Below are 25,340 nucleotides of genomic sequence, written 5' to 3' on the forward strand. Positions count from 1 at the left end.
TTCACTTTGTTATAACCATTTCTGATGAGGAACTGAAATGCCTATTGCATTATTCGCGTTAACACTAAGTGCCTTTGCTATTGGCACAACTGAATTTGTGATCGTTGGGCTAGTACCAACCATTGCAGAAGATTTAAGCGTCACCTTACCCAGTGCGGGCTTACTGGTTAGTTTATATGCCATTGGCGTAGCCATAGGGGCGCCAGTGCTCACCGCACTTACCGGACGATGGAAACGTAAGCACGTATTGCTTAGTCTGATGGCATTATTTGTTGGTGGCAACATGCTCGCCTGGCAGGCTCCCAGTTATGAAAGTCTGATTGCAGCGAGGATATTAACAGGTCTTGCCCATGGTGTGTTTTTCTCCATTGGCTCTACCATTGCCACTAGTCTTGTGAGAAAAGAAAAAGAAGCCAGTGCCATCGCAATAATGTTTACAGGTTTAACCGTGGCTCTCGTTACAGGCGTACCGCTGGGCACGTGGATAGGACAAAGCTTCGGTTGGCGAGCTACATTCCTGGTGGTATCCGGTTTGGGGTTAATTGCCCTTATTGGAAGTGCTCTTCTCGTTCCCGGTAATCTGAAACAAAGCCGCCCGGCACAATTGAAAGAACAATTCGCGGTACTCGTCCAGCCTCGCTTAGTATTGGTTTATCTGATGACCATACTGGGCTATGGCGGTACTTTCACCGCATTTACCTACCTTGCTCCAATACTACAAAATGAATCTGGTTTTGCGCCATCTGCTATTAGTTTGATCATGCTGGTTTATGGTGTTTCTGTTGCCATAGGCAATATTTATGGCGGCAAACTGGCCGATAAAAAAGGTCCTATTTCCGCGCTAACACTTATTTTCAGTGCGCTGGCCATTATCTTGTTCGCACTAACGTTTACCATGGGATCAAAAATTGGCGCAGGAATAACAGTACTTATTTGGGGGGCATTCGCCTTCGGCAATGTACCGGGCTTACAGGTTTATGTCGTTAAGCTGGCAGAGCGTTTTACGCCAAACGCAGTTGACGCAGCCTCGGGCCTGAACATCGCTGCATTTAACATCGGCATCGCACTTGGCTCTATTTTAGGTGGCGCCATTGTAGAAGGCATGAGTCTTAGAGATACAGCATGGGTAGGCGCCCTGATTTCTGTCGCAGCACTTCTTATTACACGATACAGCGGCCATCTCGACAAACACAGTATGGCCCACAACTAACACTCACGGCGTGGTTTGAGGTGGATTCACCGTCTGGTTTCCAACTGCAGGATCACAGCGTGTTTAGCGCAGGTAAGCTGTTACTGCCGTCACTGCGGCGTAACAAAGCATGAGTAGGCGGTGAAAGCTTATCTGCGGTAAACCGTCAGCCGCAAGGATGCGGCTGTCGAGCCCCCATGGATGGGTTCACGGCGTGTTTAGTGCAGGTAAGCTGCAACCGCCGTCAATGCGGCGTAACAAAACATGAGGTGAGTTCGCTTCAAAGCCCTCTGCCGCAGGGAAGCGGCAGTGGAACCTCCAGGGATGGATTCACCGCCTGGTTTCCAACTGCAGAACCAAGGTGTGACACGCGCGGATAGGCGGTGAAAGCTTATCTGTGGTAAACCGTCAGCCGCAGGGATGCGGCTGTCGAGCCCCCATGGATGGGTTCACGGCGTGTTTAGCGCAGGTAAGCTGCAGCCGCCGATGTGCAAAAGGAAAACATGAGGTGAGTTTGCTTCAAAGCCCTCTGCCGCAGGGAAGCGGCAGTGGAGCCTCCAGGGATGGATTCACGGCGTGTTTAGCGCAGGTAAGCTGCAGCCGCCGTCACCAAGACAACGACTAAAGAATGAAGCGGCTCAAATCTTCGTTATCTACCAGCGTTTCAAGATGTGCGTCTACGTAGGCGGCATCGATAGTGAAAGTTTCACCTGACTTTTCAGAAGCATCGAAGGATATGTCTTCCATAAGACGCTCCAACACCGTATGTAGCCTCCTCGCGCCGATATTTTCTAGGCGTTCATTTACCTGCCAAGCAGCTTCAGCAATTCGCTGAATACCTGATTCGTCAAAATCAATCGTAACACCTTCAGTGGCCATCAAAGCGCGATATTGCTCAGTTAACGCAGCATTTGGTTCAGTGAGAATACGCTTAAAGTCTTCCACTTTCAGCGCAGAAAGCTCAACGCGAATTGGTAAACGACCCTGCAACTCGGGAATAAGATCTGAGGGTTTGCTCATTTGGAAAGCACCGGAGGCAATAAACAGAATATGGTCTGTTTTAATCATTCCGTGTTTCGTAGATACCGTTGAACCTTCAACTAAGGGCAGCAAGTCTCGCTGTACACCTTCACGAGAAACGTCGGCTGAAGAGTTTCCTTCACGTTTACAAATTTTGTCAATTTCATCGATAAACACGATACCATTCTGCTCTACCGCTTCAATGGCCCGCTCTTTGAGATCTTCCTGATTAACCAATCGTGCCGCCTCTTCTTCGATAAGAAGTTTAAAGGCTTCTTTAATCTTTAATTTCTTCTTTTTCTTCTGTGAGCCAGACATATTCTGAAACATAGACTGAAGCTGATTCGTCATGTCTTCCATGCCCGGAGGCGCCATTATTTCAACGCCCATCTGCGGCAACGCTACGTCGATTTCAATTTCTTTGTCGTCTAATTTTCCTTCGCGAAGTTTCTTACGGAAGTTTTGACGAGTGCCACGATCTTCCACTTCTTCTTTCTTGCCCCACACATCTTCAGGTGGTGGCAACAAGGCATCTAGGATCCGCTCTTCAGCGGCTTCTTCAGCACGGAACTTCACCTTCGCCATTTCCCGCTCTTTGGTCATCTTAACTGAGATGTCTGCAAGATCGCGGATGATAGTCTCAACTTCTTTGCCCACATAACCCACTTCTGTGAATTTAGTCGCCTCCACTTTTATAAATGGAGCCTGAGCCAACTTGGCCAGTCGACGGGCAATTTCGGTTTTACCCACACCGGTAGGACCAATCATAAGGATATTTTTAGGCGTAACTTCCTGGCGCAACTCTTCTGGCAATTGCATACGACGCCAGCGATTTCTTAACGCAATAGATACGGCGCGCTTGGCACCTTGCTGACCAATAATATGGCGGTCGAGCTCATGAACAATTTCTCTGGGTGTCATTTCAGACATAATTAAACCTTTTCTCACTTGTGCTGCCTTGGCAGCTATCAATTACATTAGCGAATTTGTAACGCAATCGATTAATAATCCAGTACTTCAACCGTTTGATGATGATTGGTATAAACACAAATATCACCAGCAATTGTTAAGCTCTTTTCAGCGATGTCTTTCGCAGATAATTCCGTATTTGCTAGCAACGCAGTGGCGGCCGCTTGAGCGTAAGCGCCACCCGAACCAATAGCAATTAAATCATTCTCTGGCTGAACAACGTCGCCATTTCCGGTAATAATAAAAGAAGCCGTTTCGTCAGCGACGGCAAGCAATGCCTCAAGCTTCCTTAACATGCGGTCTGTACGCCAGTCTTTAGCCAGCTCAACCGCAGCCCGGGTTAAGTGCCCCTGGTGAATTTCCAGTTTCGATTCAAACCGTTCGAACAACGTGAAAGCATCAGCTGTGCCACCGGCGAATCCAGCCAGTACTTTGTTGTTATACAACCGACGAACTTTTTTCGCGTTGCCTTTCATCACGGTGTTACCCAATGAAACCTGACCATCACCGGCAATCACCACCTGATTGTCACGTCTTACAGATACAATAGTAGTCACAATATTTCCCCGTTTGTGGGTGCTGTACGCCAAAACGTACTATTTAACTCGATGAATCAATAAGTGGGGGGAAACCACTTTTTTTCAAGGGGGGCGCTCACGGCGTGCTTTGAGGCGAATTCACCGCTTTGTTTCCAACTGCAGAACCAAGGTGTGACACGCGCGGATAGGCGGTGAAAGCTTATATGTGGTAAACCGTCAGCCGCAGGGATGCGGCTGTCGAGCCCCCACGGATGGGTTTACGGCGTGTTTAACACAGGTAAACTGCAACCGCCGTCACTGCGGCGTAACAAAGCATGAATAGGCGGTGAAAGCTTATCTGCGGTAAACCGTCAGCCGCAAGGATGCGGCTGTCGAGCCCCCATGGATGGGTTCACGGCGTGTTTAGCGCAGGTAAGCTGCAACCGCCGTCACTGCGCAAAAGGAAAACATGAGGTGAGTTCGCTTCAAAGCCCTCTGCCGCAGGGAAGCGGCAGTGGAGCCTCCAGGGATGGATTCACGGCGTGCTTTGAGGCGAATTCACCGCTTGGTTTCCAACTGCAGAACCAAGGTGTGACACGCGCGGATAGGCGGTGAAAGCTTATATGTGGTAAACCGTCAGCCGCAGGGATGCGGCTGTCGAGCCCCCACGGATGGGTTTACGGCGTGTTTAGCACAGGTAAGCTGCAACCGCCGTCACTGCGGCGTAACAAAGCATGAATAGGCGGTGAAAGCTTATCTGCGGTAAACCGTCAGCCGCAGGGATGCGGCTGTCGAGCCCCCATGGATGAGTTCACGGCGTGTTTAGCGCAGGTAAGCTGCAACCGCCGTCACTGCGCAAAAGGAAAACATGAGGTGAGTTCGCTTCAAAGCCCTCTGCCGCAGGGATGCGGCAGTGGAGCCTCCAGGGATGGATTCACGGCGTGCTTTGAGGCGAATTCACCGCTTGGTTTCCAACTGCAGAACCAAGGTGTGACACGCGCGGATAGGCGGTGAAAGCTTATCTGTTGTAAACCGTCAGCCGCAGGGATGCGGCTGTCGAGACCCCACGGATGGGTTTACGGCGTGTTTAGCACAGGTAAGCTGCAACCGCCGTCACTGCGGCGTAACAAAGCATGAATAGGCGGTGAAAGCTTATCTGCGGTAAACCGTCAGCCGCAAGGATGCGGCTGTCGAGCCCCCATGGATGGGTTCACGGCGTGTTTAGCACAGGTAAGCTGCAACCACCATCACCGAGCACACGCGTTGTAAATAGGGAAAACATGAGGTGAGTTCGTTTCAAAGCCCTCTGCCGCAGGGACGCGGCAGTGGAGCCTCCAGGGATGGATTCACGGCGTGCTTTGAGGCGAATTCACCGCTTGGTTTCCAACTGCAGGATCACAGCGTATCTAGCGCAGGTAAGCTGCAGCCGCCCTCAATGCGACGTAACAAAGCACTAAAGGTTCCAGTATAGGATCATGCAGGTTGTGATATTCACTTTTCGCAGGCTGTGTCTTGCTCGTTCAGCATCGCGTTTTGTCTGCAGTGGCCCCATAATGACGCGGAACCATTCGCCATTTGAGCCAGTAGTGGCTCTAACTTGTGCTTCAAAGCCTTGAAATGCAATTTTAGCTTTCATTTCTTCGGCTTGAGCTCTGGTTCTAAAAGAGCCACACTGCAATAAGTAAAGTTTGTCTGACTTTTTCTGCTCGGCTACTTGTACTTCCACTTCATAACCGGGCAAGGTTGTTATGTAATCCCATTCTTCTTCCGGCAGTTCTGGCAGTTCTTCCTCCTCAGTTAATTGAGGTAAAGGTGCCATTGGTGCGTCAGCAGTCTCATCTACGTTATCTTTAATGGAAAAGAGGAAATAAATAAGCAATAAAATGGCAATAATCACTACCACCAACCGCGCCCAGATTTTGCCTTTTTGCATTTCTGGCCCTGAAGACTGACGCTTATTCGGTTGCTTTTTTTTGTTCGTCGACGCACGTCCACGAGAAACATAATCACGCTGAGCCATAAACCGCAACTAACCCCATTAAATACAAATTACTAATTATCATTATCGCGTGTTTCCACAGATTGCCATCGTGGCTCAACATCGCCTTATTATTGTGGCAGTGTAGCGTTTTTTATCTCATATTGCTGCCGTATTCTTGGGCAAATAAGAACAAATTAACTAAAGTCTGAGGGATCCACGTCAACGGACCAACGAACTTTCGTAGCAAGGGGCATGGCGGAAATATTGGGTAAAGCGTGCCGAAGTTTCGCGTTCAACGCATTGCGTTGTGTTGACTGCATCACCAACATAAATCTGAATCTTCCCTGACGTTTTTCTATTAAGCAAGGAAGCGGCCCATGGGTTCTTACTGCCCCCTCGTTTAACAATTGGCGAGCTTGTTGCAAAAACGTCCAGGCCAGTTCTCCACTCGTCGCTTCGGCCCGAATAACAGCCTGCGACTGGTAAGGTGGCAGCGCAGCGAGTTGGCGTTCTTCAAGAAGCTGTCTCGCGAAATGATCATAACCATTGTGAATGAGATCCTGAAGCAACGGATGCCCAGGATTGTGCGTCTGTAGCCACATTTCTCCGGGTTTACTGGCTCTGCCAGCGCGCCCGGCTAACTGCGTTACCAACTGAGCGAGCTTTTCACTGGCTCGAAAATCTGCACTGAATAATGCGCCGTCGCAGTCCATAATGACAACAAGAGTGACATGGGGAAAATGATGCCCTTTTGATAGGATTTGCGTGCCTACCAAAAGTTGGTACTTCTGTGCGTTGACATCACTTAGCATTCGTTGCAGCTTGTCTTTTCCGCGCACTGAATCGCTGTCGATCCTTATTTGCTTTTTGTCAGGAAACAGTTGCCTTAAGCCTTCCTCGATTTGTTCAGTACCAACACCTGCAGTCATCAGGCTTGTTTTGCCACATTGCTCACAGCGCACTGGAATAGGCTTAACAGCGCCGCAATGATGGCACTGTAAACGCTGCTGAGAACGATGTACGGTAAAGGGGCGTTCACACCGGTGACAATCAGCAGAGTGTCCACAGTAATGACAGAGCAAAGCCGGTGCATAGCCTCGGCGATTAACGAAAACCAACACCTGATTCCCCATTGACAGATGCTGTCGCATAATGCTAATCATGCCATCTGCTAAACCAAACTGCATGCGCTGGTCGCGCACGTCGAGAAGCTGTTGATGGGTTTTCGATGCACCACCAGCCCGCTGAGTTAAATGCAGGTGCCCGTATTTTTTCGTAAGCGCATTGTTCAGCGATTCAAGAGAAGGTGTTGCGCTACCCAAGACCAATGGAATGTTTTCACCATTTGCCCGCATAACGGCAAGGTCTCGAGCATGATATCGCAAACCATCCTGCTGCTTAAACGACTCATCATGCTCTTCGTCCACAATGAGCATACCGGGAAATTTCAGCGGGGTAAAAATAGCTGACCGGGTTCCAATCACAATGCCGATTTCGCCGGACCGTGCTCGTTGCCACACGGCTAAACGGTCTTTGTCGTTGAGTTGGGAATGCAACACTCCCACATCAATGCCAAAGCGTTGAGCAAAACGTGACACAGTTTGCGGTGTCAACCCTATTTCAGGTACCAGAATAAGAACCTGCTTACCTTCTGCCAATACATCTTCAATGGCCTGAAGATACACTTCCGTTTTACCGCTACCGGTCACACCCTCTAGCAAAAAAGGAGCAAATTGCCCTCGCGCCTGACTAATGGCAGTAATCGCTACACTTTGCTCACGATCGGGTACAGGTTTATTACCAACAGAAAAATGATTGAGCCACAACTTTGGCTGTAAAGGTGGCTTGCGAAAATCAGGGGCGATAAAGCCTTTTTTTTCCAATTCGTTTATCACAGTGCTCGAAAAAGTGTTTTTGAGTTCACTGTCCCGAAGTTCTTCATTGGCTATAAGTTGTAAACATTCTGCCTGCCGCTTTGAGCGCTTTAACGCAACTAAATTCCCGTCAATATCGCCAGTATGTTGCCACCATTTTTCCTCTACGGGTTCTGCCGATTCTCCTTTGCGCAAAAGTACAGGTAAAGCGGTGTGAATGACTTCTCCTATCGGGTGGAGGTAATATTGAGATAACCAGTGACACAACCTGAGCATGATGTCATTTAATAAAGGTGTAGTGTCAATGATGTCAGTAACAGGTTTAATTTTGCTAATATCACCCGGCGTGTCAGCTGGCCCCAAAGCCATTCCTATTAATTGCCGGTTGCCAAAGGGCACAGAAACACGACAGCCTGGTTCAGGAAGCTGTTCACACTGATAGGTAAATACTTGTCGCAACGGTACCGGTACCGCCACTTCTACAAAAATCATCGGTTTTCCATCATAAACACTGGCCTGGCAGACCTGCCTGACTATTTTTTCTGCGTTTTTTGCTTATCTTTCTTGATCAAACGGGCGTCATACATTAATATGCGCCGCTCTTTACGGCAAGGCCAGTTGTGTCTTGCATTTGAATATAGTTGCGTATGGTGTTCAGCTTCGGGCTGGATAGCGATACGGCCTTTATGATGAGGTAACCCATGAAACAAGGTATCCACCCTGAATACAAAGAAATTACTGCAACTTGCTCTTGCGGTAACGTGATCAAAGTACGTTCAACGTTGGGCAAAGACCTGAACCTTGACGTATGCTCAAACTGCCACCCTTTCTATACTGGTAAGCAACGTAACGTTGACACTGGTGGTCGTGTTGATCGCTTCAAGAAACGTTTTGGTGCCCTGGGTAAAAAATAAGCCCTCACCAAACGGAAAAAAGCGCCTTTATGGCGCTTTTTTTGATTCTGCATCCGGCTTTCTTACATCTCGCCACCAGCGATTTTCTCGCATGGGCGATGACAGTGAAACAATGTCGCCAAATACCGGCGTACTCAGTGTGACACCAAGCGTTTGCGCACTAACAACAGCCCGCTCCATCGGCTCATACCAGCTGTGAAAAGCTAAATCAAAAGTGCCATTGTGTACAGGGATCATAACCCGGCCCTTTAGATCCACATGCGCCCTTACGCTTTCCTCTGGCATCATGTGAATATCCGGCCAGTCTTTATCATAGGCACCTGTCTCTATAAGGGTAATTTCAAAAGGTCCATAACGTTCGCCAATTTCTGCAAAGCCATCGAAATAGCCAGAATCACCGCTAAAATACACTGAACCCGACGGCGCCTTCACTACCCACGACCCCCACAAAGTAGTATTAGCATCGGTAATTCCTCGCCCCGAAAAATGGCGACTCGGCGTAAAAGCGACCATGCCAACTGACGTAACTTCTTCCTGCCACCAGTCAAAAGCACCAATGTTTGCCTCGTCCACTCCCCATGCAGTAAGTGAATTGTCCACTCCCAGCGGCACGTAGAATCGCGCAGTTTTCTTTGCGAGAGCTTTTATGGCTTTTTCATCGAGGTGATCATAATGATTGTGAGAGATAAACACTTTATCAATGGCCGGCAATGCATCAATACTAATCGGTGATGGATGAAACCGCTTTGGCCCAACGAAACTAAACGGCGACGCCCGTTCACAAAATACCGGGTCGAATAACCAGTACTCACCGTGTACTTTCATCAACACTGAAGAATGACCCAGCTTTACCACGTGGACCGTATCGTTAGACAATGCCTCTAGCGTGTCACTACTCAATTCGATGACTGGAATTTGCGCGTCTGGTGTTTTGTCCACCTGGGGCTCTGTAATGTATCGGCTCATCACGCCCAGTATTTTAAAAAAGCCATTTGGTGGAACCGGTGACGGATTAACAAATCGCCCTTTTTCTTTTGGTGCCTGAGTAACCGCTTCCCGCTGCGCACTCGTTAAGCCCTCTGCCTCTAAACGACTATTCACTATAATGCCTCCGACAACTATCATCACAACACAAATAACGAGGGTCCAAAATATTGGCTTCATGATCACCCCAAAAGGTAAACTACACAGTTTAGTTTACAGAAGAAGCAAAAAAAGTAAACCATGTAGTTCACTTTTTTTGTGGACAGGTTACACTACCCTATACAGGAGATGATGATGAAGTTAAGCGAACAGAAAAAGCTCTCAATACTGCAAGCGGCAGAAACCTTGTTTTTTGTGCAAGGGATGGAAAATACCAGTATGGACCTGGTTGCCAGGGAAGCGAATGTGTCAAAGCGCACCTTGTACAATCACTTTGAAACAAAGGACACTTTGTTTCACGCCATATTGCTAAGACTACAAAATCAATTGCGTACGGGTAATGTTATTACCTACGATAAGACATTGCCTGTAGAATCTCAGTTACTGACGATTGCTCAACAAGAAGCCGAATTTTTATCGTCTGCGCCCTTGTTGAAAGTAGCCAGAGTGGCATTCATGCACATGCTCCAACAGCCAGCACTGGCAAAGCAACTTACTGCAAATAAAATTGGATGTGCAACTTTTCTCGATGATTTTTTGCAAGACGCTGTCAATGCAGGAAGCCTTTACATAGAGGATATTCCCTTCGCATCTAAACAATTTATCTATCAATTGAAATCCTTTATTTTCTATCCCCATCTGTATCAGTTTGACATTCCTGATGATAAGCAAGTTGCTCGCGTGGTGAAACATACCGTTGCTATGTTCTTGGCAAGGTATACCGCTGATTAAACGCCATATGCGTCGCTTTTATTCCGAGAATTAATTATTTTAACGATGTCCATTTATGTAGTGGATGTTAATCATCGCATTTTTCCATTTGTTTCCTACTTGCTTTATCTTTACATTTAAATTATGAGTACCGAGCATTGGCGTATTGTCAATAGAGCTTAGTTACTTCTTGCTCCATTGTGTACTGTGAAAATTGTTGTGTTACATTGGTTAGCGACTGTACTTAACAATTATAACGACACAATGGTGCAGTGAAAATTGTCATTGTTTAATCCCCCCGATAAGGACACACCAAGAATGTCAGACTTTCGACAACGCGCCCTGGATTATCACGAGTACCCTACCCCAGGTAAAATTAAAGTAGAACTGTCTACACCGGCAGATAGTGTGGATGACTTAGCGCTCGCTTACAGCCCTGGCGTCGCAGAACCGGTCCGAGAAATTGCAGAAGACCCGGATGCGGCGTATCGATACACGGCCAAAGGCAATATGGTCGCGGTGATCAGTAATGGAACAGCCATTCTGGGGTTAGGTAATCTCGGGCCCCTGGCTTCAAAGCCAGTCATGGAAGGTAAAGCGCTATTATTTAAACGGTTCGCAGGGCTTGATGCCATCGACATCGAAGTAAAACACCGAACCACCGAAGAGTTTATTAATACCGTCGCCAATATTGCCGACACTTTTGGCGGTATAAACCTGGAAGACATTAAGGCTCCTGAGTGTTTTGAAATTGAACAAGAGTTAATTAAGCGCTGCAGAATTCCCGTATTTCACGACGATCAGCACGGTACTGCTATTGTAACCGCAGCAGGTATGCTCAACGCTCTGGAAATTCAGGGCAAGCAAATCGATGAAGCCAAAATTGTCTGTATGGGAGCCGGAGCTGCCGCAGTAGCCTGTATGGAGCTACTGATAAAGTGCGGCGCGCAGCGTGAGAAAATCTACATGCTCGACCGCAAAGGGGTTATACACACGCGACGTGAAGATTTAACTGAGCACAAAAAACTGTTTGCCAACAACACCGACAAGCGAACACTGGAAGATGTTATGGATGGCGCAGATATATTTGTAGGGGTTTCCGGTCCTGATGTGCTGCCTCCTGAAGCATTGGCATTAATGGCACCTAACCCTGTTGTGTTCGCTTGTTCTAATCCTGACCCGGAAATAAAACCCGAGCTGGCACACGAAGTTCGAACCGATCTCATTATGGCCACGGGCCGTTCTGACTATCCGAACCAGGTGAATAATGTACTGTGCTTTCCTTTTATTTTCCGGGGTGCTCTGGACGTACGCGCCTCAGCAATTAACGATGAAATGAAAGTGGCAGCGGTTGAAGCATTGCGCTCTGTTTCTAAGGAGCCTGTACCTGAAGAAGTGCTTAAAGCCAGTAAATCCCAAAGCCTGACATTTGGAAAAGATTACATCATTCCCAAACCTATGGATCCAAGATTAAAACAACGCATTGCCAGGGCCGTGGCTCAGGCTGCTATCGACTCCGGCGTGGCAGGTATCGAAACTTTACCACCTTCTTACTAGTAAACGGTTTTGCATTAAGCCAGCAAAAAAATTGCTGGCTTGTTTGTCTTTACTCTTCTTCGTTGTCTACACTTGGGTCGAGGCCCATCTCTTCCATCATTTTACGCGCTTGAGCTGGCACCCGGTTAGGGTTGTCTTTGCGCAGGTCGTCATCGTTTGGAAGGGGTTGCCCGGTAAACGCGTGCAAAAACGCTTCGCACAAGAGCTCTGAATTCGTAGCGTGACGCAGGTTGTTAATCTGTCTGCGCGTTCGTTCATCGGTAAGCACTTTTAATACATTGATTGGAATAGAGACGGTAACTTTTTTAACCTGCTCACTCTTCTTCCCGTGTTCTGCATAGGGGTGAATATATTTACCGTTCCATTCTGCCATTTTTGACTCTCAATCTGTCTGTTATTTTATATTATGAGCGGAAATTCTAAACAATGTAGCGAAAAGGTCAATTAAGCCGTGTAAACCTCTTGACGTCCAGACATATATTATTTAGTTTAGACGTCTAAACGTCCAAATATGAGAATAAGCTAATGGTTTCCTATGCACAGGGTATAGATGCATTAAATCAATCACTGTCTGAACTACGAGACATCGATGTATCTTTTGAATTTTTTCCACCAAACTCGGAAAAGATGGAACAAACGCTGTGGAAATCTGTCGAGCGTCTGGCGCCGTTAAAGCCTTCTTACATGTCAGTAACCTATGGCGCAAATAGCGGCGAGCGCGATCGCACTCACGATGTGGTTAAGCGCATTCAACAGCAAACGGGTGTACAAGCTGCACCTCACCTGACCTGCGTAGATGCCAGCCGCGATGAACTAAAACACATTGCACAAGAATATTGGGATTCTGGTATTCGCCGCATTGTTGCGTTGCGAGGCGATCTCCCCGAAGGGGTCGATAAAACCGAAATGTACGCATCAGATCTCGTGAGTTTGCTCAAGGACGTCGCAGATTTTGATATCTCAGTAGCCGCATACCCTGAGAAGCACCCCGAAGCCCCAAATGCACAGTTTGATTTACTCAACCTAAAGCGTAAAGCTGAAGCGGGCGCTTCGGAAGCTATTACACAGTTTTTCTTCGATACCAGTGTGTATCTGCGCTTTCGCGACAGAGCCGCCGCCGCTGGTATTGATCTTGATATCGTGCCGGGAATTCTGCCAGTTACAAACTACCAGACCCTGATTAAATTTGCGGGCTTTACGAACGTACACGTCCCCGGCTGGTTGCATAAAATGTATGATGGCCTGGATGCCGATGATCAGGCCACTCGAAATCTGATTGGTGCCAACATCGCCATGGAGCAGGTGAAGGTTCTCGCAAAAGAAGGCGTAAAGCACTTTCACTTCTACACGCTGAACCGCTGTGAACTCAGCTATGCAATTTGCCATATGCTCGGAGTGCGCGCTGGTTAATCACCGTCTGCAAAAAAGCATTTTGCCCAGCGCACATGACCCAGTACACTGTTATTGTTGTATTGGGGTTAATTTAGGAGTCTGTTTTGACAGATAATCGCTGGGTAAAAGGCATAAAGGACAAGTTGCCTGGGCTAATTGCGTTTTTTCACATCTTTCTGCGACGATGCCGACAAGATAATATCACCATTTCTGCAGGTCACCTGGCCTATGTGACACTGTTGTCTTTGGTGCCGTTTATCATGGTAACCTTTACAGTAATGTCTGCCTTTCCCGCTTTCGCTTCCGTACGCAGTAAGCTCGAGCAATTTGTTTTTTCTAACTTTGTGCCCACCGCTGGTGATGTTGTTCATCAGTATATGTCAGACTTTGTGTCCAATGCCTCTGAGATGGGCGCAGTGGGTATTCTGTCATTACTGGTCGTTGCGCTTTTACTGATATCCAATGTAGACAAAACGCTCAACCGGATTTGGCGGACCCAAAGTGACCGCCCGATCATTTACACCTTCGCGATTTACTGGATGGTCATTACGCTGGGGCCGATGCTGATGGGCTCAAGTGTGGCGATAAGTTCGTATCTGGTAGGTGTGGCTGAATTTGCTGAAGAATACACGCCTGGTGTGGGTACGTTTATGCTAAAGCTTGTGCCAAGTTTTGCCGCATTGCTGGCTTTTGTTATTTTATACCTGCTGGTGCCTAATCGACGGGTTCGCTACTCCCACGCACTTATAGGGGCTTTGGTGGCCACGATTTTTTTCGAATTTACCAAAAAAGGGTTTGCCTTATACATAACTAACTTTACGTCTTATCAGGTGATTTACGGCGCACTGGCAGTCTTACCTATTTTGTTTTTGTGGGTGTATGTATCCTGGATGGTAGTATTAATTGGCGCTGAATTTACCTGCAGCCTTGAAGATGCATACGGCGATATTCGCGCCAGTGAGTCTCCCCGCAAAGTTCCGAAAGAGTGAACAAAGGGCCGATTGGCACTTTTCCTTTAGTTTTTCATTGTGCGAATGAATGCGTCAGATTCCGCCACTGCCGCTTTCATCTCAGACATTAGCCTTGCCACATCCTGTTGAATTGATTTCAATTCGCCATCAAGAGCACCAATCGCATTCGCATTCAGGTTGTGTTTCAGATAAAGCACGTTATCCTGCAGCGCTGTGAGAATGGGGTCCATTCGGCTTTCCGCTTTGCGCATAGCTTTGATCATACTGCTGTACTGACGACGGGTTGAACGCAGCTTTTGCTCACTGGAGCGTCTCAGGGTAGCACTGTCGTACTTTTCCAATTCGTCTTCCCATTCAGAAAACAAAGCTTCCGCTACACTTTCCACTTTATCAATGCGGTCTGACACATCTTCCGCGGCAGCCTGACTATCAACAAATTCGCTGTTGAGCTCATCGTAAACGTCTTCTAATTCTCCACCGTCAAAATTAATAAGGGCACTGAATTCTTCCAACGCATCAGCAAATTGCGCCTGAGCGTCTTCTTGAGACTCTTTGGCATTTTCCACCCTGTCTACCAGAATATCTCTTTTCTCTACGCCCAGCTTCTCCCAAGCGGAGTAGTAAGCAGATTGACAACCACTCAGCAACAGACAAGCGGTAGTCACTACCAGGCTCGCTTTTATTCTTCGTACCATAGTTTATCCTCACGCTCCGCGATAACGGGCCGCATCAATGATAGCCCACAGGTGGAAGATAGCGCCAACCGGCCAGAGGAAAAAGAATATTACCGTGGCTGCAAGACCATAACAGGCCGCGCAGACAACAAAGAAAAACAATGCTCCTAAAATCCGCCCCTGGACAAGATGCCCTAATCCCGGAATAAAAAAGTTACAGATTGCCGCAATTACGTTACCACCTGAACCCTGACCTGCCATATAAACTTCCTCGCATGTTGTGTCATTATGTGCTTTAGTAGCTAAACTAAACTAAAAAATCCAGTGATACAACGCGCCGAAACAAAATGAAACGACTCTACCCTGACATAGGAAGTTACAGCAGTGGGTATTTAGAAACGCCTGATGGCCATTGTTTGTACTACGAGGAAAGCGGCAACCCCGAAGGTCTCCCTGTGCTTTTTTTGCACGGCGGCCCTGGTGCGGGGCTCGCTGCCGGCTACCGCCGCTTCTTTGATGCGAACAGATACAGAATCATTGGTTTCGACCAACGGGGCTGTGGCCGCTCTAAACCCTTCGGTTCCCTGAAGAATAATACCACCGAGCATATTATTGCCGACATCGCACAGTTGCGCAGACAACTCGGAATTGAGAAATGGCTACTATTTGGCGGTTCCTGGGGTTCTACCCTGGCACTTTTAGTCGCCATTGACGACCCACAATCTGTTACCAGCCTGATTTTACGAGGGGTTTTCTTAGCCCGTCAAAGTGATCGTGACTGGTTTTTATCTGAAGGTGGCGCTGCCGCGACGTTATTTCCAGACCACTACGAGACGTTTACTCAGGGGCTTACACCTCCCTTCACCACGAAAAGTGTCTGTGAGTACTACCAAACGTGCTTTGAATCTAAAGATGAAGTGCTTCGTATGAGTGCGCTTAAACGTTGGTACGTGTGGGAAGAACGTTTATCGAAAGTATCTCTGCCCCCAGGCACTGGTGATGCTACTTGCCATTACCCTATCGACCTGATGACCAGCCTGGCCAAACTCGAGTGTCACTACCTTCTTAATCACTGCTTTATACCTGAAGGCTATATTCTCGACAACATTGATAAAATTTGCCATCTCCCCACGACCATTGTACACGGCCGTTACGATGTCATTTGCAGCACTAAAGGCGCCTTCACCCTGCACAAAGCAATGGAAAATAGCACACTTCAGATTGTTCAGGATGCTGGCCACAGTACCTCAGAACCGGGCATCGGCTTGGCACTTTGTCGTGCCACTCGTGATATGTCCAGATATTTGAAGGAACAGGTACAATGATAGGTTTAGTACAACGGGTAACTGAAGCGTCGGTAACAGTCGATAATCAGGTAATTAGTCATATCGGACAGGGGATGCTGGTATTGTTAGGCGTTGAGAAAGAGGACAACGAGACGCATATTGAGAAACTGGCCAACAAGCTGGCTAATTACCGCCTGTTTTCTGATGAAAACGACAAAATGAACCTGAATATCAAACAGGTGGGGGGCGAAATACTTGTGGTGTCTCAATTCACACTGGTTGCTGATACGCAGAAAGGAAATCGCCCGGGTTTTTCCAAAGGCGCTTCTCCTGCACATGGCGAGGCTATTTATCAGCAATTTGTTCAACGACTACGGCAAAAGGATCTGAAAGTAAGTACCGGCCAGTTTGGTGCTGATATGAAGGTCGCTCTGGTAAACGATGGACCTGTAACCTTTCACTTTGACATCTAATCTACTGATCTAACGACCATTATTCTTTTTAAAACCCACTACAAGCGACAGCTTTTTGTTGCTTATTTACACTTTCGTAAAGAGTTTTTCGGTTTACGCTTGTGAAAGGCACGTCCTATAGGTTTAAATGGTGGCCAATGGAATAGCATAAGGTGCGCGTATCGTGTTTAGGGTAGCCACACCAAAAACAGAAGACGAGTTAGAAAGGTACTTTACCTTTAGATGGACATACCTCCGTCAGCCCTGGAATTTTCCTCCAGGTTCAGAAAAAGATGAATACGAACTGGTCGCAGAACACCGTATTATTGTGAATGGCCAGGGAGATATAGTCGCGGCGGGGCGGGTACATCTGAATACCGCAGAAGAAGCGCAAATTCGTCATATTGCCGTTCACGCTGATTATCAAAGACGCGGTCTTGGTCAGATGATATTAGGTGCTTTGGAAGGTGTCGCACGTGACCTTGGTGCTGTTCGCGCAGTTACCAATAGTCGCGAGACCTCTATCTCGTTTTTCAGTTCATGTGGATTTGTCATTGAGCGGGAAGCACCTAATGAACTTGGCATGCTCAAACGCCAGCAAATGGTCAAAAAGCTTACTGACCCCAATATTGTGATGCTGCACCCTAAGTGGTGTAAAGAACTGCAGAATACCTGGAGTGAAACCATTCCCATTACCGAACATATGGGAATTAAGTTACACCAGTACACCGGCCGCTCTTTCGAAACCCGGGCGTCCCTCAACAAGAACATTAATATTCACGGGACCATGTTTGCTGGCAGTATTTTTTCTCTGGCCACCCTAACCGGTTGGGGAATGATATTTCTGCAATTGAAAGAACGACAACTCACAGGAGACATTGTGCTTGGCGATGGCGATATTCATTACCACAAGCCTATTACCATGAAGCCTCGTGCGGTGTGCCATAAAGAAAATTTACACGGCAAATTCGCACCATTGGAAAAAAGAAAAAAGTGTAGCTTTACCCTTCAGGTTGACATTCTGGATAACGACACGCCAGTCGCCGAATTTAAAGGGATATTCTGGGTGTTACCGCCACAAGAAAAGCAAGATGAAGAAGAGTAATACAAAAAAAGCGCCTTAAGGCGCTTTTTTCAAACCAGGTGATGCCTACTATGCAGACATAGCAGCCTGCAGTTTTTTCATCGCGTTCTTTTCGATTTGACGAACGCGTTCAGCAGACACCTGATACTTGTCAGCAAGATCCTGCAGAGTGATTTTGTTATCCGCCAACCAGCGAGTTTCGATGATGTCCTGAGAACGATCATCCAGCGTCTTAATGGCTGAATACAAACGCTTGGACGCGTTAGTATCCCAGTCGTTGTTGATAACATCCATTTCTACGTCTGTAGTTTTGTCTTCTAAAAACTGTACCGGCGCAAAATTACCACCTTCATCATCGTCAGCACTCAAATCAAAAGCCTGATCCTGACTACTCATGCGAGCTTCCATTTGTAGCACTTCTTTCGTGCTAACACCGAGCTCGTTGGCTACGGTCTGTACTTCTTCGTGGGTAAACCAACCCAGACGCTTCTTCGCTTTACGAAGATTGAAAAACAGTTTGCGCTGAGCTTTCGTTGTCGCCACTTTCACGATACGCCAGTTTTTCAGCACGAACTCGTGAATTTCAGCTTTTATCCAGTGTACAGCGAAAGACACCAAACGAACGCCAACGGTTGGGTCAAACCTCTTAACAGCTTTCATCAGGCCGATATTACCTTCCTGAATTAAATCAGCTTGGGGAAGCCCGTAACCGGAATAAGATTTGGCAATATGCACAACGAAACGAAGATGCGACATTACAAGCTTTCTCGCAGATTCGAGATCACCGTCTTCACGAAGGCGGGTTGCCAGATTGCGCTCTTCATCAGCCGAAAGCATGTCAATACTACTCACAGCCTGAATGTAGCCTTCAATGCTACCGCTGTGGGGCACCGAAAGGGCCATTGATTGCATGTTATTGCTCATATTCACCTCAATTTGCTAAGCACGCCATTCTATCAAAAATTGACATGCCTTACGAGTCCTAAACCGTCAGCAGATAAATCCAATTAGGAAATATAGTGACTCTTTTCTAAATATCAAGACCTGATTTTCAATAAAAAGTTTCGCCAGAGCGATAAAGTCACTTTCATTGGAGACGAAAATCAGTTTAGACTGTTCAAAGCAATATACACTGTTGTTCAACGTAACAAGGTTACCGTTTAACTAATTGTTTGAAATGCACAGGCTGCGCTAGTTGAAACCTGAAGTTGCACATGGTCAGAGGGAGGTCGACATGTTTGCATACGTAGCGAGACAACCTATCTTCGACGTAAACCTGGACGTTTACGCTTACGAGTTGCTCTTTCGCGATGGCGACAAAAACTGCTTTCCAGATATCAATCCTGATGAAGCAACATCTAAAATACTTACCTCCACCCACCTTACCGTGGGGTTAGATGAAATTACCGGAGGTAAAATCGCCTTCATTAATTTCCACCGTGAAAGCCTCATGTATCGTTTTCCTACGTCGCTGGATGCCAGTAAGGTTGTGATAGAAATACTGGAAAGTGTGGAAGTGGATGAGGCCTTGATTAAAGCTTGCAAGCATATTCGTGGTCTGGGATATCACCTCGCCTTGGACGATTTCGATGCAGATGAAAAATGGCATCCATTTCTACCGTTTGTGAACATAGTGAAATTTGATGTTCGGGAAATGCCTGAAGCACGAATACGCGCGATATTGCCCGAAATAAAAGCCCATAACGTCAAGCTCGTTGCTGAGAAAGTAGAAACCTACCAAGAGTTCGAATATTTCCGGGATATGGGTTTTGATTACTTCCAAGGGTACTTTTTAGCGCGCCCGGAAATTGTTCGCCACAAAGGCTTGCGGGTATCAAAGTTAGCCATGCTCGAGCTTATGGCTGTTAGCGGTGGTTACAACTTCGATTTTGATAAGATAAACAAAATTATTGAAAAGGATGTGTCCCTCACTTACCTCCTGCTTCGCTTTATTAACAACCCACTTCACAACAAGCGATATCAAATTAAATCGCTAAAACACGCACTGACTTACCTTGGCGAAGTGGAAGTGAAAAAGTTTATTTCGCTGGTTGCCCTAGCCAATCTCAACGATTCGAACCCCAGCGAATTACTCCAGCAGGCATTGGTTCGCGCCAAATTTTGTGAGTATTTATCTGTTGCTTTAAATGAGCAGGAAAACCCGCCAACCGGATTTTTGACCGGCTTACTTTCACTGCTTGATGCAATGATGCAACAACCAATGGAGGAACTTCTTGATAAAGTCCCCATTGATGATTCTTGTAAAAACGCGCTATTCGGAAAACCTGGAAAATTACGGGACTGCCTGATACTGGTAAAACAAATAGAAATTGCCCGCTGGGGGGCGATAAAAGCATTTGCGGATAAACATAAACTTAAACAACAACTCATTCACGGCTTTTATATCGAAGCGTTAAAATGGGCTAACGTCGTTGGCAATGGAATCAAGAACTAAAGCAAAAGTATTAGAACAAACTAATCTCAATACGTAGATAATCCGCTAGCCTTAAGATAAAGTAGGGATTGTGACAGTTTTTGTACTGCTGCCGGCGGGCAGCAATTGTCATATACCATACTTAATACCAGTTGAAGGGAATACCAGGACGTATGTTCGCATTTATTGCTCGCCAGCCGATACTCGACCGTGAAAAGGATGTTTTCGCTTACGAGTTACTTTTTCGTGATGGAAAAAGCGGTGCTTACCCCGAATTAGAGCCGGAGAAAGCCCGTTATATTGCACAGCATTTCCATCCATTGGGTTTGGATGATATTTCTGGTGACAAGAAATCCTTTATTCACTTTAACCCGGATACGCTAATATCCCGCTTCCCCACTTCCCTGGACCCGGATCTAGTTGTCGTACAACTCAACGAGCCCATGAAGCCAACAACGGGGCTGCAGGAAGCCTGCACGCACATCAAAGCCCTGGGTTTTAAAATTGCTATCGACGACCCAATGATGAAAAGTGGAAGTCACGAGATTTTCCCACTTATTGATATCGTTAAAGTCGATGTCACTAAAACTAAATACGACTTAATTGAACGCAATATACCCCGCTACCTCGATGCAAATATCAGCTTAGTTGCCGAACAAGTAAATACTCACGAAGATTTCGACAGTTGCAGGTCACTGGGGTTTGACCTCTTTCAAGGCTATTTTTTCTCAACACCTGAAGTTCGCATTCAACGGCATCTACCTGCATCCAAAATGAATCTGGTTGATTTAATGGGTGAAAGTGCACGCAGTGAATTCAGTATTAGTCGCATTAATCAAATTATCGAACGCGATGCTGCTCTTAGCTTCCTGTTGTTGAAATTTATCAATAATCCGACAGTGAACAAACGCTATAAAATCACCTCATTGAAGCACGCTTTGACTTATATGGGCGAAGTGGAGATAAAGAAATTTATTGCCCTTCTGTCGCTGGCAAACCTCGGTGATGACAAACCTCTTGAGCTAATACACATGTCTTTAGTGCGAGCGAAGTTTTTTGATTTGTTATCTCACCAGCGCGGTATTAATACCGACCCACCCATTGGCTTTCTGGTAGGACTGTTTTCCATGCTCGATGCCCTACTCGACCAGGATATGCCTGATGTGCTCAAGCAACTTCCCCTGAGTGATAATGTTAACGATGCATTGTTGGGTAAAACCGAAGAGTTCAATAGCTATTTGGCACTGACGAGGGCGTTTGAAGGTGCACTGTGGATGAACATTATCAAGCAGGCAAAAGTATTGGATATCGACCAAAAACGTCTGCACGCACTCTACAACCAGGCGATACAATGGGGCAATGGCGTACGCGCTACTATTTCTGCCTATTTCCCAAGGCCGGCTATACGCTGAGGGCTGACTAATTGATATCAGCCTCTCCAGAAGCTGCCCTCAGCAGACGGCTAGAAGGGCTATTGAGGCTCAATATCCCTGACGTGTCGCTGAACCGAAATCATTGAGCCCACTAACCCAAGTGCAATAGACAACCCCAGCATCAGTAACAGTGCATTGCCTGACAAGCCGGTAATGTTAAATTCCTTTTGGTATAAGCTGGCAAATGCCTGAATGCTGGCATCCATCCACCACAAGATTAATATAACCGCAAACCAGGCAATTAGTCCGCCAAGCAGTCCGTACCAGAACCCTGTATACATAAAGGGTCTGTGGATAAATGCATCTGTCGCACCCACGAGCTTCATTACGATAATTTCTTCGCGCTTGCTCAGAATGTTAAGCCTGATTGTGTTACCGATAATCAATACTACAGATACAAACAACAGTACCCCGATTAACGATACCAGCTCTCTGGCGATGTCCAGCAGAGCGTAAAGTCGTTCCAGCCACTCAATATCCAATTTACCAATATCGACTTCCCGCTGGTCTTTTAACTTTTCAAGAAGAATTCTTGCCGCAGTAGGACTGCTATTTTTCTCTGAAGGCGACACCAATACGACGTCTGGCAAAGGGTTTGATTCAAGGTAAGCAATAGCATCGCCAAGGCCTGACAAGTGCTGAAACTCCTTGAGCGCATCATCCGAGGGAATAAAGGTAATACTGTCGATTTCGGGCCATGTATTCAGTCGGGCAATCAGTTGCTGGGCACGGGCAGAAGACGTGTCATCTTTCAAAAACAACGAAATTTCCGAAGCCTGCTCCCAGCCAGCGCTGATTTTCTCTGTATTTTTCACAAGAATATACAATGTACTTGGGAGGGTGATACTCAAGCCCAGCACGGCAATTGTCATCAGCGAGGCAGCTGGTTGACGCCATAACTCTCCTAAACTCCCCAGCGCTTGGCGTAAGTGACTTATAAAAAATGCGCTTATCATTTGCAAGAAACCAATTCTTGAGTCACTGGCCCCTTGAGAACGTCCTTTAAATAAGATACTCATTGCCAGGCCTCTTCACTGTCTGCCGATAGACCGTCTGTAATCATTTGCCCGTTTCTCAACGTTAATGTGCGGTACTTCATACGCGCTATAAGGCCCAGATCATGGGTGGCCACAAACACGGAAACCCCAGCTTGATTAAAATCTTCAAACAGCCGAATAATTTCCATTGATAATTTAGGATCTAAGTTCCCTGTAGGTTCGTCAGCCAGTAACAGCGGCGGTTTGTTAACAACAGCTCTGGCGATCCCCACCCGCTGAGCTTCACCTCCGGACAACATCATTGGCATGCTGCGAGCTTTGTTGCGCAATCCCACCATATCCAGCGCGGCATGTACACGCTTGGCAGTTTCTTTGTGAGTGTAGCCTTCAATAACGAGGGGCAAAGCGACGTTGTCAAAGACAGTTTTAGAATCGAGCAGTTGTGGGCTTTGAAAAATCATGCCGATGTCACGGCGAATATAAGCAATTTGACGGCGCTTAATAGTATTTAAATCATGGCCGTTTATCAGCACCTTTCCCACGCTAGGGCGCTCCATAATGCTTATAAGCTTGAGCAGCGTACTTTTTCCTGCACCTGAGTGACCTGTAAGAAACGCCATTTCGCCGGGTTCTATGTGAAAGCTAACTTTAGACAGCGCCCGCTGGCCTCCAGGGTAGGTTTTACTGACCTGCTCAAATTTTATCATCTGTTTTCCTGCAACGATGAATAAGGATAAACGTCTACACTAATCGTTTTCAGTCTCACTGAAAAGTGCGTCTATAAACTCATCACCATTGAAAGTGCGAAGATCATCGATTCCCTCACCCACCCCAATGTAACGAATGGGAATGCCAAACTGATCAGCAATAGAAAAGATAACCCCACCTTTAGCAGTGCCATCTAATTTCGTTAACGTCAGGCCAGTCAGGCCAACGGCCTCGTTAAATAATTTTGCCTGACTCACCGCGTTTTGCCCCGTTCCTGCGTCTAACGCCAGCATAACTTCATGGGGTGCGTCCGGGTTTAACTTTTTCATCACCCGGACAACTTTTTTGAGCTCTTCCATCAAATTATTTTTGTTTTGAAGACGTCCGGCAGTATCGGCAATAAGAATATCCGTTCCTCTGGACTTCGCGGATTCAAGAGCATCATAGAGCACCGACGCACTGTCTGAGCCTGTGGGTTGTGCGATAACCGGAATGTTATTTCGCTCTCCCCATACCTGCAGTTGCTCCACCGCTGCTGCGCGGAATGTGTCACCCGCTGCCAACATCACTTTCTTGCCCTGCTGCTGGAACTGCTTGGCCAACTTACCTATAGTCGTGGTTTTCCCTACTCCATTTACCCCCACCATAAGAATGACATAAGGTCCACTTTGCTTATCGTGACCGGCCATATCGTCAGCTAATGGGCGTTGCACTTGTGTAAGCATATCCCGCATTTGCTGTTTAAGGATATCGAGCAGCGCTTCCGCGTCTTTTAACTGAGAGCGCTTAGCACTGTCAGTGAGCTTATCGATAATCTTTTGAGTGGTGTCCATGCCAACATCTGCTACCAGCAGTTGCGTTTCGAGCTCTTCATACAAATCGTCGTCAATGGCTTTACCTTTAAATAAACTGACGAACCCACTACCCAGATTAGTTTTGGTGCGCGACAAACTTGCCTTTAAACGACTAAACAACGATTGTTTTGGCTCTGGCTCTGGCTCTGGCTCTGGCTCTGGCTCTGGCTCTGGCTCTGGCTCTGGCTCTGCATTAAGTATTTCGGCTGGTTCTGAAATGTCAGCTGTTTTTTCGTCTTTATTGATGGCTTCAGTCACCACCACAGTATCATCTGTAGGCGGGTGCGCTTCGCCGTCTTGAGGTGCATGGGGGTTTGTGCCCTGCTCCTCTTCTAAGTTTGCATCACTGCCTGCTACTTCGCTGTCATCCACGTCGTTAGGCTGGGCATCTGGCACCAACGGTCGCTGGGAATTGTCCTCAGTCCCCTTGGATTCATTGGTATTTTCTTCTTGTTTAGGTTGCTTGTTCTTTTTGAACCAGCCAAAAAGTTTCGACATTGTTTGGTCAAATCCTTATTTAAACGGGAAAATTCGGCTAAAATGGCCAACTTTAAATTGGCGTTATCATACATTGTCAGACCCCATGAAGCGAGTATCCAGAAAACCTCAGGCTCAAAAGGCCAAAGCAGGTAGTGTACGAATTATTGCCGGCCAATGGCGAGGCCGGAAATTACCTGTTAGCAATACCGAAGGCCTTCGCCCCACCACCGACAGGAATAAAGAAACCCTGTTTAATTGGCTCATGCATGAGTTGCCTGATGCGCGATGTCTGGACATGTTTGCCGGTTCGGGCAGTCTTGGCTTAGAAGCATTGTCTCGTTATGCATCACATTGTGTTTTTGTAGAAAAAGACAAGGCTGTAGCCGCCCAATTAGAAAAAAATGTGCTGACACTGAAAGCCAATGCCACCGTGTATCAGGGTGATGCCATAAAATCAGTGACTACCCTTACTGACCCATTTGACATTATTTTTCTGGACCCTCCCTTTAATCAGGGACTTGTCGCGCCAGCTTTAGACGCACTATTCAAACAAGGGTTAATAAAACCAGGCAGTGTAGTATACGTCGAGCAAGAAAATGAGGCGCCTGCGGTTGCTCACCCAAAACTCAGCCTCACAAAGGAAAAGCGCCTTGCCCTGCTACACTACCAGCTGTTTGAATGCATAGAGTGACGCAATA

Annotated in this window: 24 protein-coding genes; 12 read left to right on the plus strand and 12 right to left on the minus strand. The window is 46.9% G+C overall.

Annotation, left to right across the window (positions count from 1 at the left end; genetic code table 11):
- Nucleotides 1-37: 37 nt before the first annotated feature.
- On the plus strand, nt 38-1,210 hold the full coding sequence (locus ACXACM_RS00540; RefSeq protein ID WP_474819074.1) for an MFS transporter: 1,173 nt from the start codon (nt 38-40) through the stop codon (nt 1,208-1,210).
- A 600-nt stretch (nt 1,211-1,810) separates the two neighbouring features.
- Here the strand turns inward: ACXACM_RS00540 and hslU are convergent.
- The 4 genes from hslU to priA all read right to left on the minus strand — a co-directional run bounded on the left by hslU (nt 1,811) and on the right by priA (nt 8,043).
- Nucleotides 1,811-3,139: an HslU--HslV peptidase ATPase subunit gene (gene hslU, locus ACXACM_RS00545; protein ID WP_474819075.1), complete on the minus strand. Its 1,329-nt coding sequence runs from the start codon at nt 3,137-3,139 to the stop codon at nt 1,811-1,813.
- 71 nt (nt 3,140-3,210) lie between these two features.
- Nucleotides 3,211-3,735 carry an ATP-dependent protease subunit HslV gene (gene hslV, locus ACXACM_RS00550; RefSeq protein WP_474819077.1) on the minus strand — a complete coding sequence of 175 codons (525 nt, stop codon included), beginning with the start codon at nt 3,733-3,735 and terminating at the stop codon, nt 3,211-3,213.
- Nucleotides 3,736-5,149: 1,414 nt separating this feature from the next.
- The gene (locus tag ACXACM_RS00555; RefSeq protein WP_474819079.1) at nt 5,150-5,716 is read right to left on the minus strand and encodes an SPOR domain-containing protein; all 567 of its coding nucleotides are present in this window, start codon (nt 5,714-5,716) and stop codon (nt 5,150-5,152) included.
- A 155-nt stretch (nt 5,717-5,871) separates the two neighbouring features.
- Nucleotides 5,872-8,043: a primosomal protein N' gene (gene priA, locus ACXACM_RS00560; protein ID WP_474819081.1), complete on the minus strand. Its 2,172-nt coding sequence runs from the start codon at nt 8,041-8,043 to the stop codon at nt 5,872-5,874.
- A gap of 209 nt (nt 8,044-8,252) precedes the next feature.
- Between priA and rpmE the strand changes: the two genes are divergently transcribed.
- Nucleotides 8,253-8,465 (plus strand): 50S ribosomal protein L31, encoded by a 213-nt coding sequence (gene rpmE / locus ACXACM_RS00565; protein ID WP_474819083.1) that lies wholly within the window; start codon nt 8,253-8,255, stop codon nt 8,463-8,465.
- 27 nt (nt 8,466-8,492) lie between these two features.
- Here the strand turns inward: rpmE and ACXACM_RS00570 are convergent, their stop codons facing one another.
- The gene (locus tag ACXACM_RS00570) at nt 8,493-9,629 is read right to left on the minus strand and encodes an MBL fold metallo-hydrolase (protein WP_474819084.1); all 1,137 of its coding nucleotides are present in this window, start codon (nt 9,627-9,629) and stop codon (nt 8,493-8,495) included.
- A gap of 114 nt (nt 9,630-9,743) precedes the next feature.
- Here ACXACM_RS00570 and ACXACM_RS00575 point away from each other — a divergent pair, with 114 nt between their 5' ends.
- Together ACXACM_RS00575 and ACXACM_RS00580 are read left to right on the plus strand one after the other, a co-directional pair.
- Nucleotides 9,744-10,340, plus strand: coding sequence for a TetR/AcrR family transcriptional regulator (locus ACXACM_RS00575; protein WP_474819085.1), 597 nt, complete (start codon nt 9,744-9,746; stop codon nt 10,338-10,340).
- Nucleotides 10,341-10,637: 297 nt separating this feature from the next.
- Nucleotides 10,638-11,876, plus strand: coding sequence for a malic enzyme-like NAD(P)-binding protein (locus ACXACM_RS00580; RefSeq protein WP_474819087.1), 1,239 nt, complete (start codon nt 10,638-10,640; stop codon nt 11,874-11,876).
- Between the two features lie 49 nt (nt 11,877-11,925).
- Here ACXACM_RS00580 and metJ read toward each other — a convergent pair whose 3' ends face one another.
- Nucleotides 11,926-12,249: a met regulon transcriptional regulator MetJ gene (gene metJ, locus ACXACM_RS00585; protein ID WP_474819089.1), complete on the minus strand. Its 324-nt coding sequence runs from the start codon at nt 12,247-12,249 to the stop codon at nt 11,926-11,928.
- 152 nt (nt 12,250-12,401) lie between these two features.
- Between metJ and metF the strand changes: the two genes are divergently transcribed.
- Together metF and ACXACM_RS00595 are read left to right on the plus strand one after the other, a co-directional pair.
- Nucleotides 12,402-13,286: a methylenetetrahydrofolate reductase gene (gene metF / locus ACXACM_RS00590; protein WP_474819090.1), complete on the plus strand. Its 885-nt coding sequence runs from the start codon at nt 12,402-12,404 to the stop codon at nt 13,284-13,286.
- 86 nt (nt 13,287-13,372) lie between these two features.
- Complete coding sequence (locus ACXACM_RS00595; RefSeq protein WP_474819091.1) at nt 13,373-14,257, plus strand: virulence factor BrkB family protein; 885 nt, start codon at nt 13,373-13,375, stop codon at nt 14,255-14,257.
- Nucleotides 14,258-14,283: 26 nt separating this feature from the next.
- Here the strand turns inward: ACXACM_RS00595 and ACXACM_RS00600 are convergent, their stop codons facing one another.
- Together ACXACM_RS00600 and ACXACM_RS00605 are read right to left on the minus strand one after the other, a co-directional pair.
- Nucleotides 14,284-14,934, minus strand: a complete 651-nt coding sequence (locus tag ACXACM_RS00600) for a DUF2959 domain-containing protein (RefSeq protein WP_474819093.1) — start codon at nt 14,932-14,934, stop codon at nt 14,284-14,286.
- Nucleotides 14,935-14,943: 9 nt separating this feature from the next.
- Entirely contained in the window at nt 14,944-15,174 is a 231-nt protein-coding gene (locus ACXACM_RS00605) for a hypothetical protein (protein WP_474819094.1), read from the minus strand.
- A gap of 86 nt (nt 15,175-15,260) precedes the next feature.
- On the opposite strand from ACXACM_RS00605, the gene pip reads away from it, so the two are divergent.
- From pip to ACXACM_RS00620, 3 genes are all read left to right on the plus strand, one after another.
- Nucleotides 15,261-16,238 carry a prolyl aminopeptidase gene (gene pip / locus ACXACM_RS00610; protein ID WP_474819095.1) on the plus strand — a complete coding sequence of 326 codons (978 nt, stop codon included), beginning with the start codon at nt 15,261-15,263 and terminating at the stop codon, nt 16,236-16,238.
- Nucleotides 16,235-16,672 (plus strand): D-aminoacyl-tRNA deacylase, encoded by a 438-nt coding sequence (dtd, locus tag ACXACM_RS00615; protein ID WP_474819096.1) that lies wholly within the window; start codon nt 16,235-16,237, stop codon nt 16,670-16,672. The genes pip and dtd overlap by 4 nt, the downstream gene beginning before the upstream one ends.
- A gap of 163 nt (nt 16,673-16,835) precedes the next feature.
- Nucleotides 16,836-17,756: a bifunctional GNAT family N-acetyltransferase/hotdog fold thioesterase gene (locus ACXACM_RS00620; protein ID WP_474819098.1), complete on the plus strand. Its 921-nt coding sequence runs from the start codon at nt 16,836-16,838 to the stop codon at nt 17,754-17,756.
- 48 nt (nt 17,757-17,804) lie between these two features.
- Here the strand turns inward: ACXACM_RS00620 and rpoH are convergent, their stop codons facing one another.
- On the minus strand, nt 17,805-18,659 hold the full coding sequence (gene rpoH, locus ACXACM_RS00625; RefSeq protein ID WP_474819099.1) for an RNA polymerase sigma factor RpoH: 855 nt from the start codon (nt 18,657-18,659) through the stop codon (nt 17,805-17,807).
- Between the two features lie 310 nt (nt 18,660-18,969).
- Between rpoH and ACXACM_RS00630 the strand changes: the two genes are divergently transcribed.
- Both ACXACM_RS00630 and ACXACM_RS00635 read left to right on the plus strand, forming a co-directional pair.
- Nucleotides 18,970-20,190 (plus strand): EAL and HDOD domain-containing protein, encoded by a 1,221-nt coding sequence (locus tag ACXACM_RS00630; protein WP_474819101.1) that lies wholly within the window; start codon nt 18,970-18,972, stop codon nt 20,188-20,190.
- Between the two features lie 152 nt (nt 20,191-20,342).
- Nucleotides 20,343-21,581, plus strand: a complete 1,239-nt coding sequence (locus tag ACXACM_RS00635) for an EAL and HDOD domain-containing protein (protein WP_474819102.1) — start codon at nt 20,343-20,345, stop codon at nt 21,579-21,581.
- Nucleotides 21,582-21,640: 59 nt separating this feature from the next.
- On the opposite strand, the gene ftsX is transcribed toward ACXACM_RS00635, so the two are convergent.
- The 3 genes from ftsX to ftsY are packed head-to-tail and all read right to left on the minus strand — an operon-like array spanning nt 21,641 to nt 24,660.
- Nucleotides 21,641-22,621: a permease-like cell division protein FtsX gene (gene ftsX, locus ACXACM_RS00640; protein ID WP_474819103.1), complete on the minus strand. Its 981-nt coding sequence runs from the start codon at nt 22,619-22,621 to the stop codon at nt 21,641-21,643.
- A complete protein-coding gene (gene ftsE / locus ACXACM_RS00645; protein WP_474819105.1) occupies nt 22,618-23,307 on the minus strand; it encodes a cell division ATP-binding protein FtsE in 690 nt (229 codons plus the stop codon). Before ftsE ends, ftsX begins: the two co-directional genes overlap by 4 nt.
- Before the next feature lie 39 nt (nt 23,308-23,346).
- Nucleotides 23,347-24,660 (minus strand): signal recognition particle-docking protein FtsY, encoded by a 1,314-nt coding sequence (gene ftsY, locus ACXACM_RS00650; RefSeq protein WP_474819106.1) that lies wholly within the window; start codon nt 24,658-24,660, stop codon nt 23,347-23,349.
- 85 nt (nt 24,661-24,745) lie between these two features.
- On the opposite strand from ftsY, the gene rsmD reads away from it, so the two are divergent.
- Nucleotides 24,746-25,333: a 16S rRNA (guanine(966)-N(2))-methyltransferase RsmD gene (gene rsmD, locus ACXACM_RS00655; protein ID WP_474819107.1), complete on the plus strand. Its 588-nt coding sequence runs from the start codon at nt 24,746-24,748 to the stop codon at nt 25,331-25,333.
- Nucleotides 25,334-25,340 lie beyond the last annotated feature (7 nt).

Source organism: Alteromonas sp. AWQ4_252 (assembly GCF_056158205.1).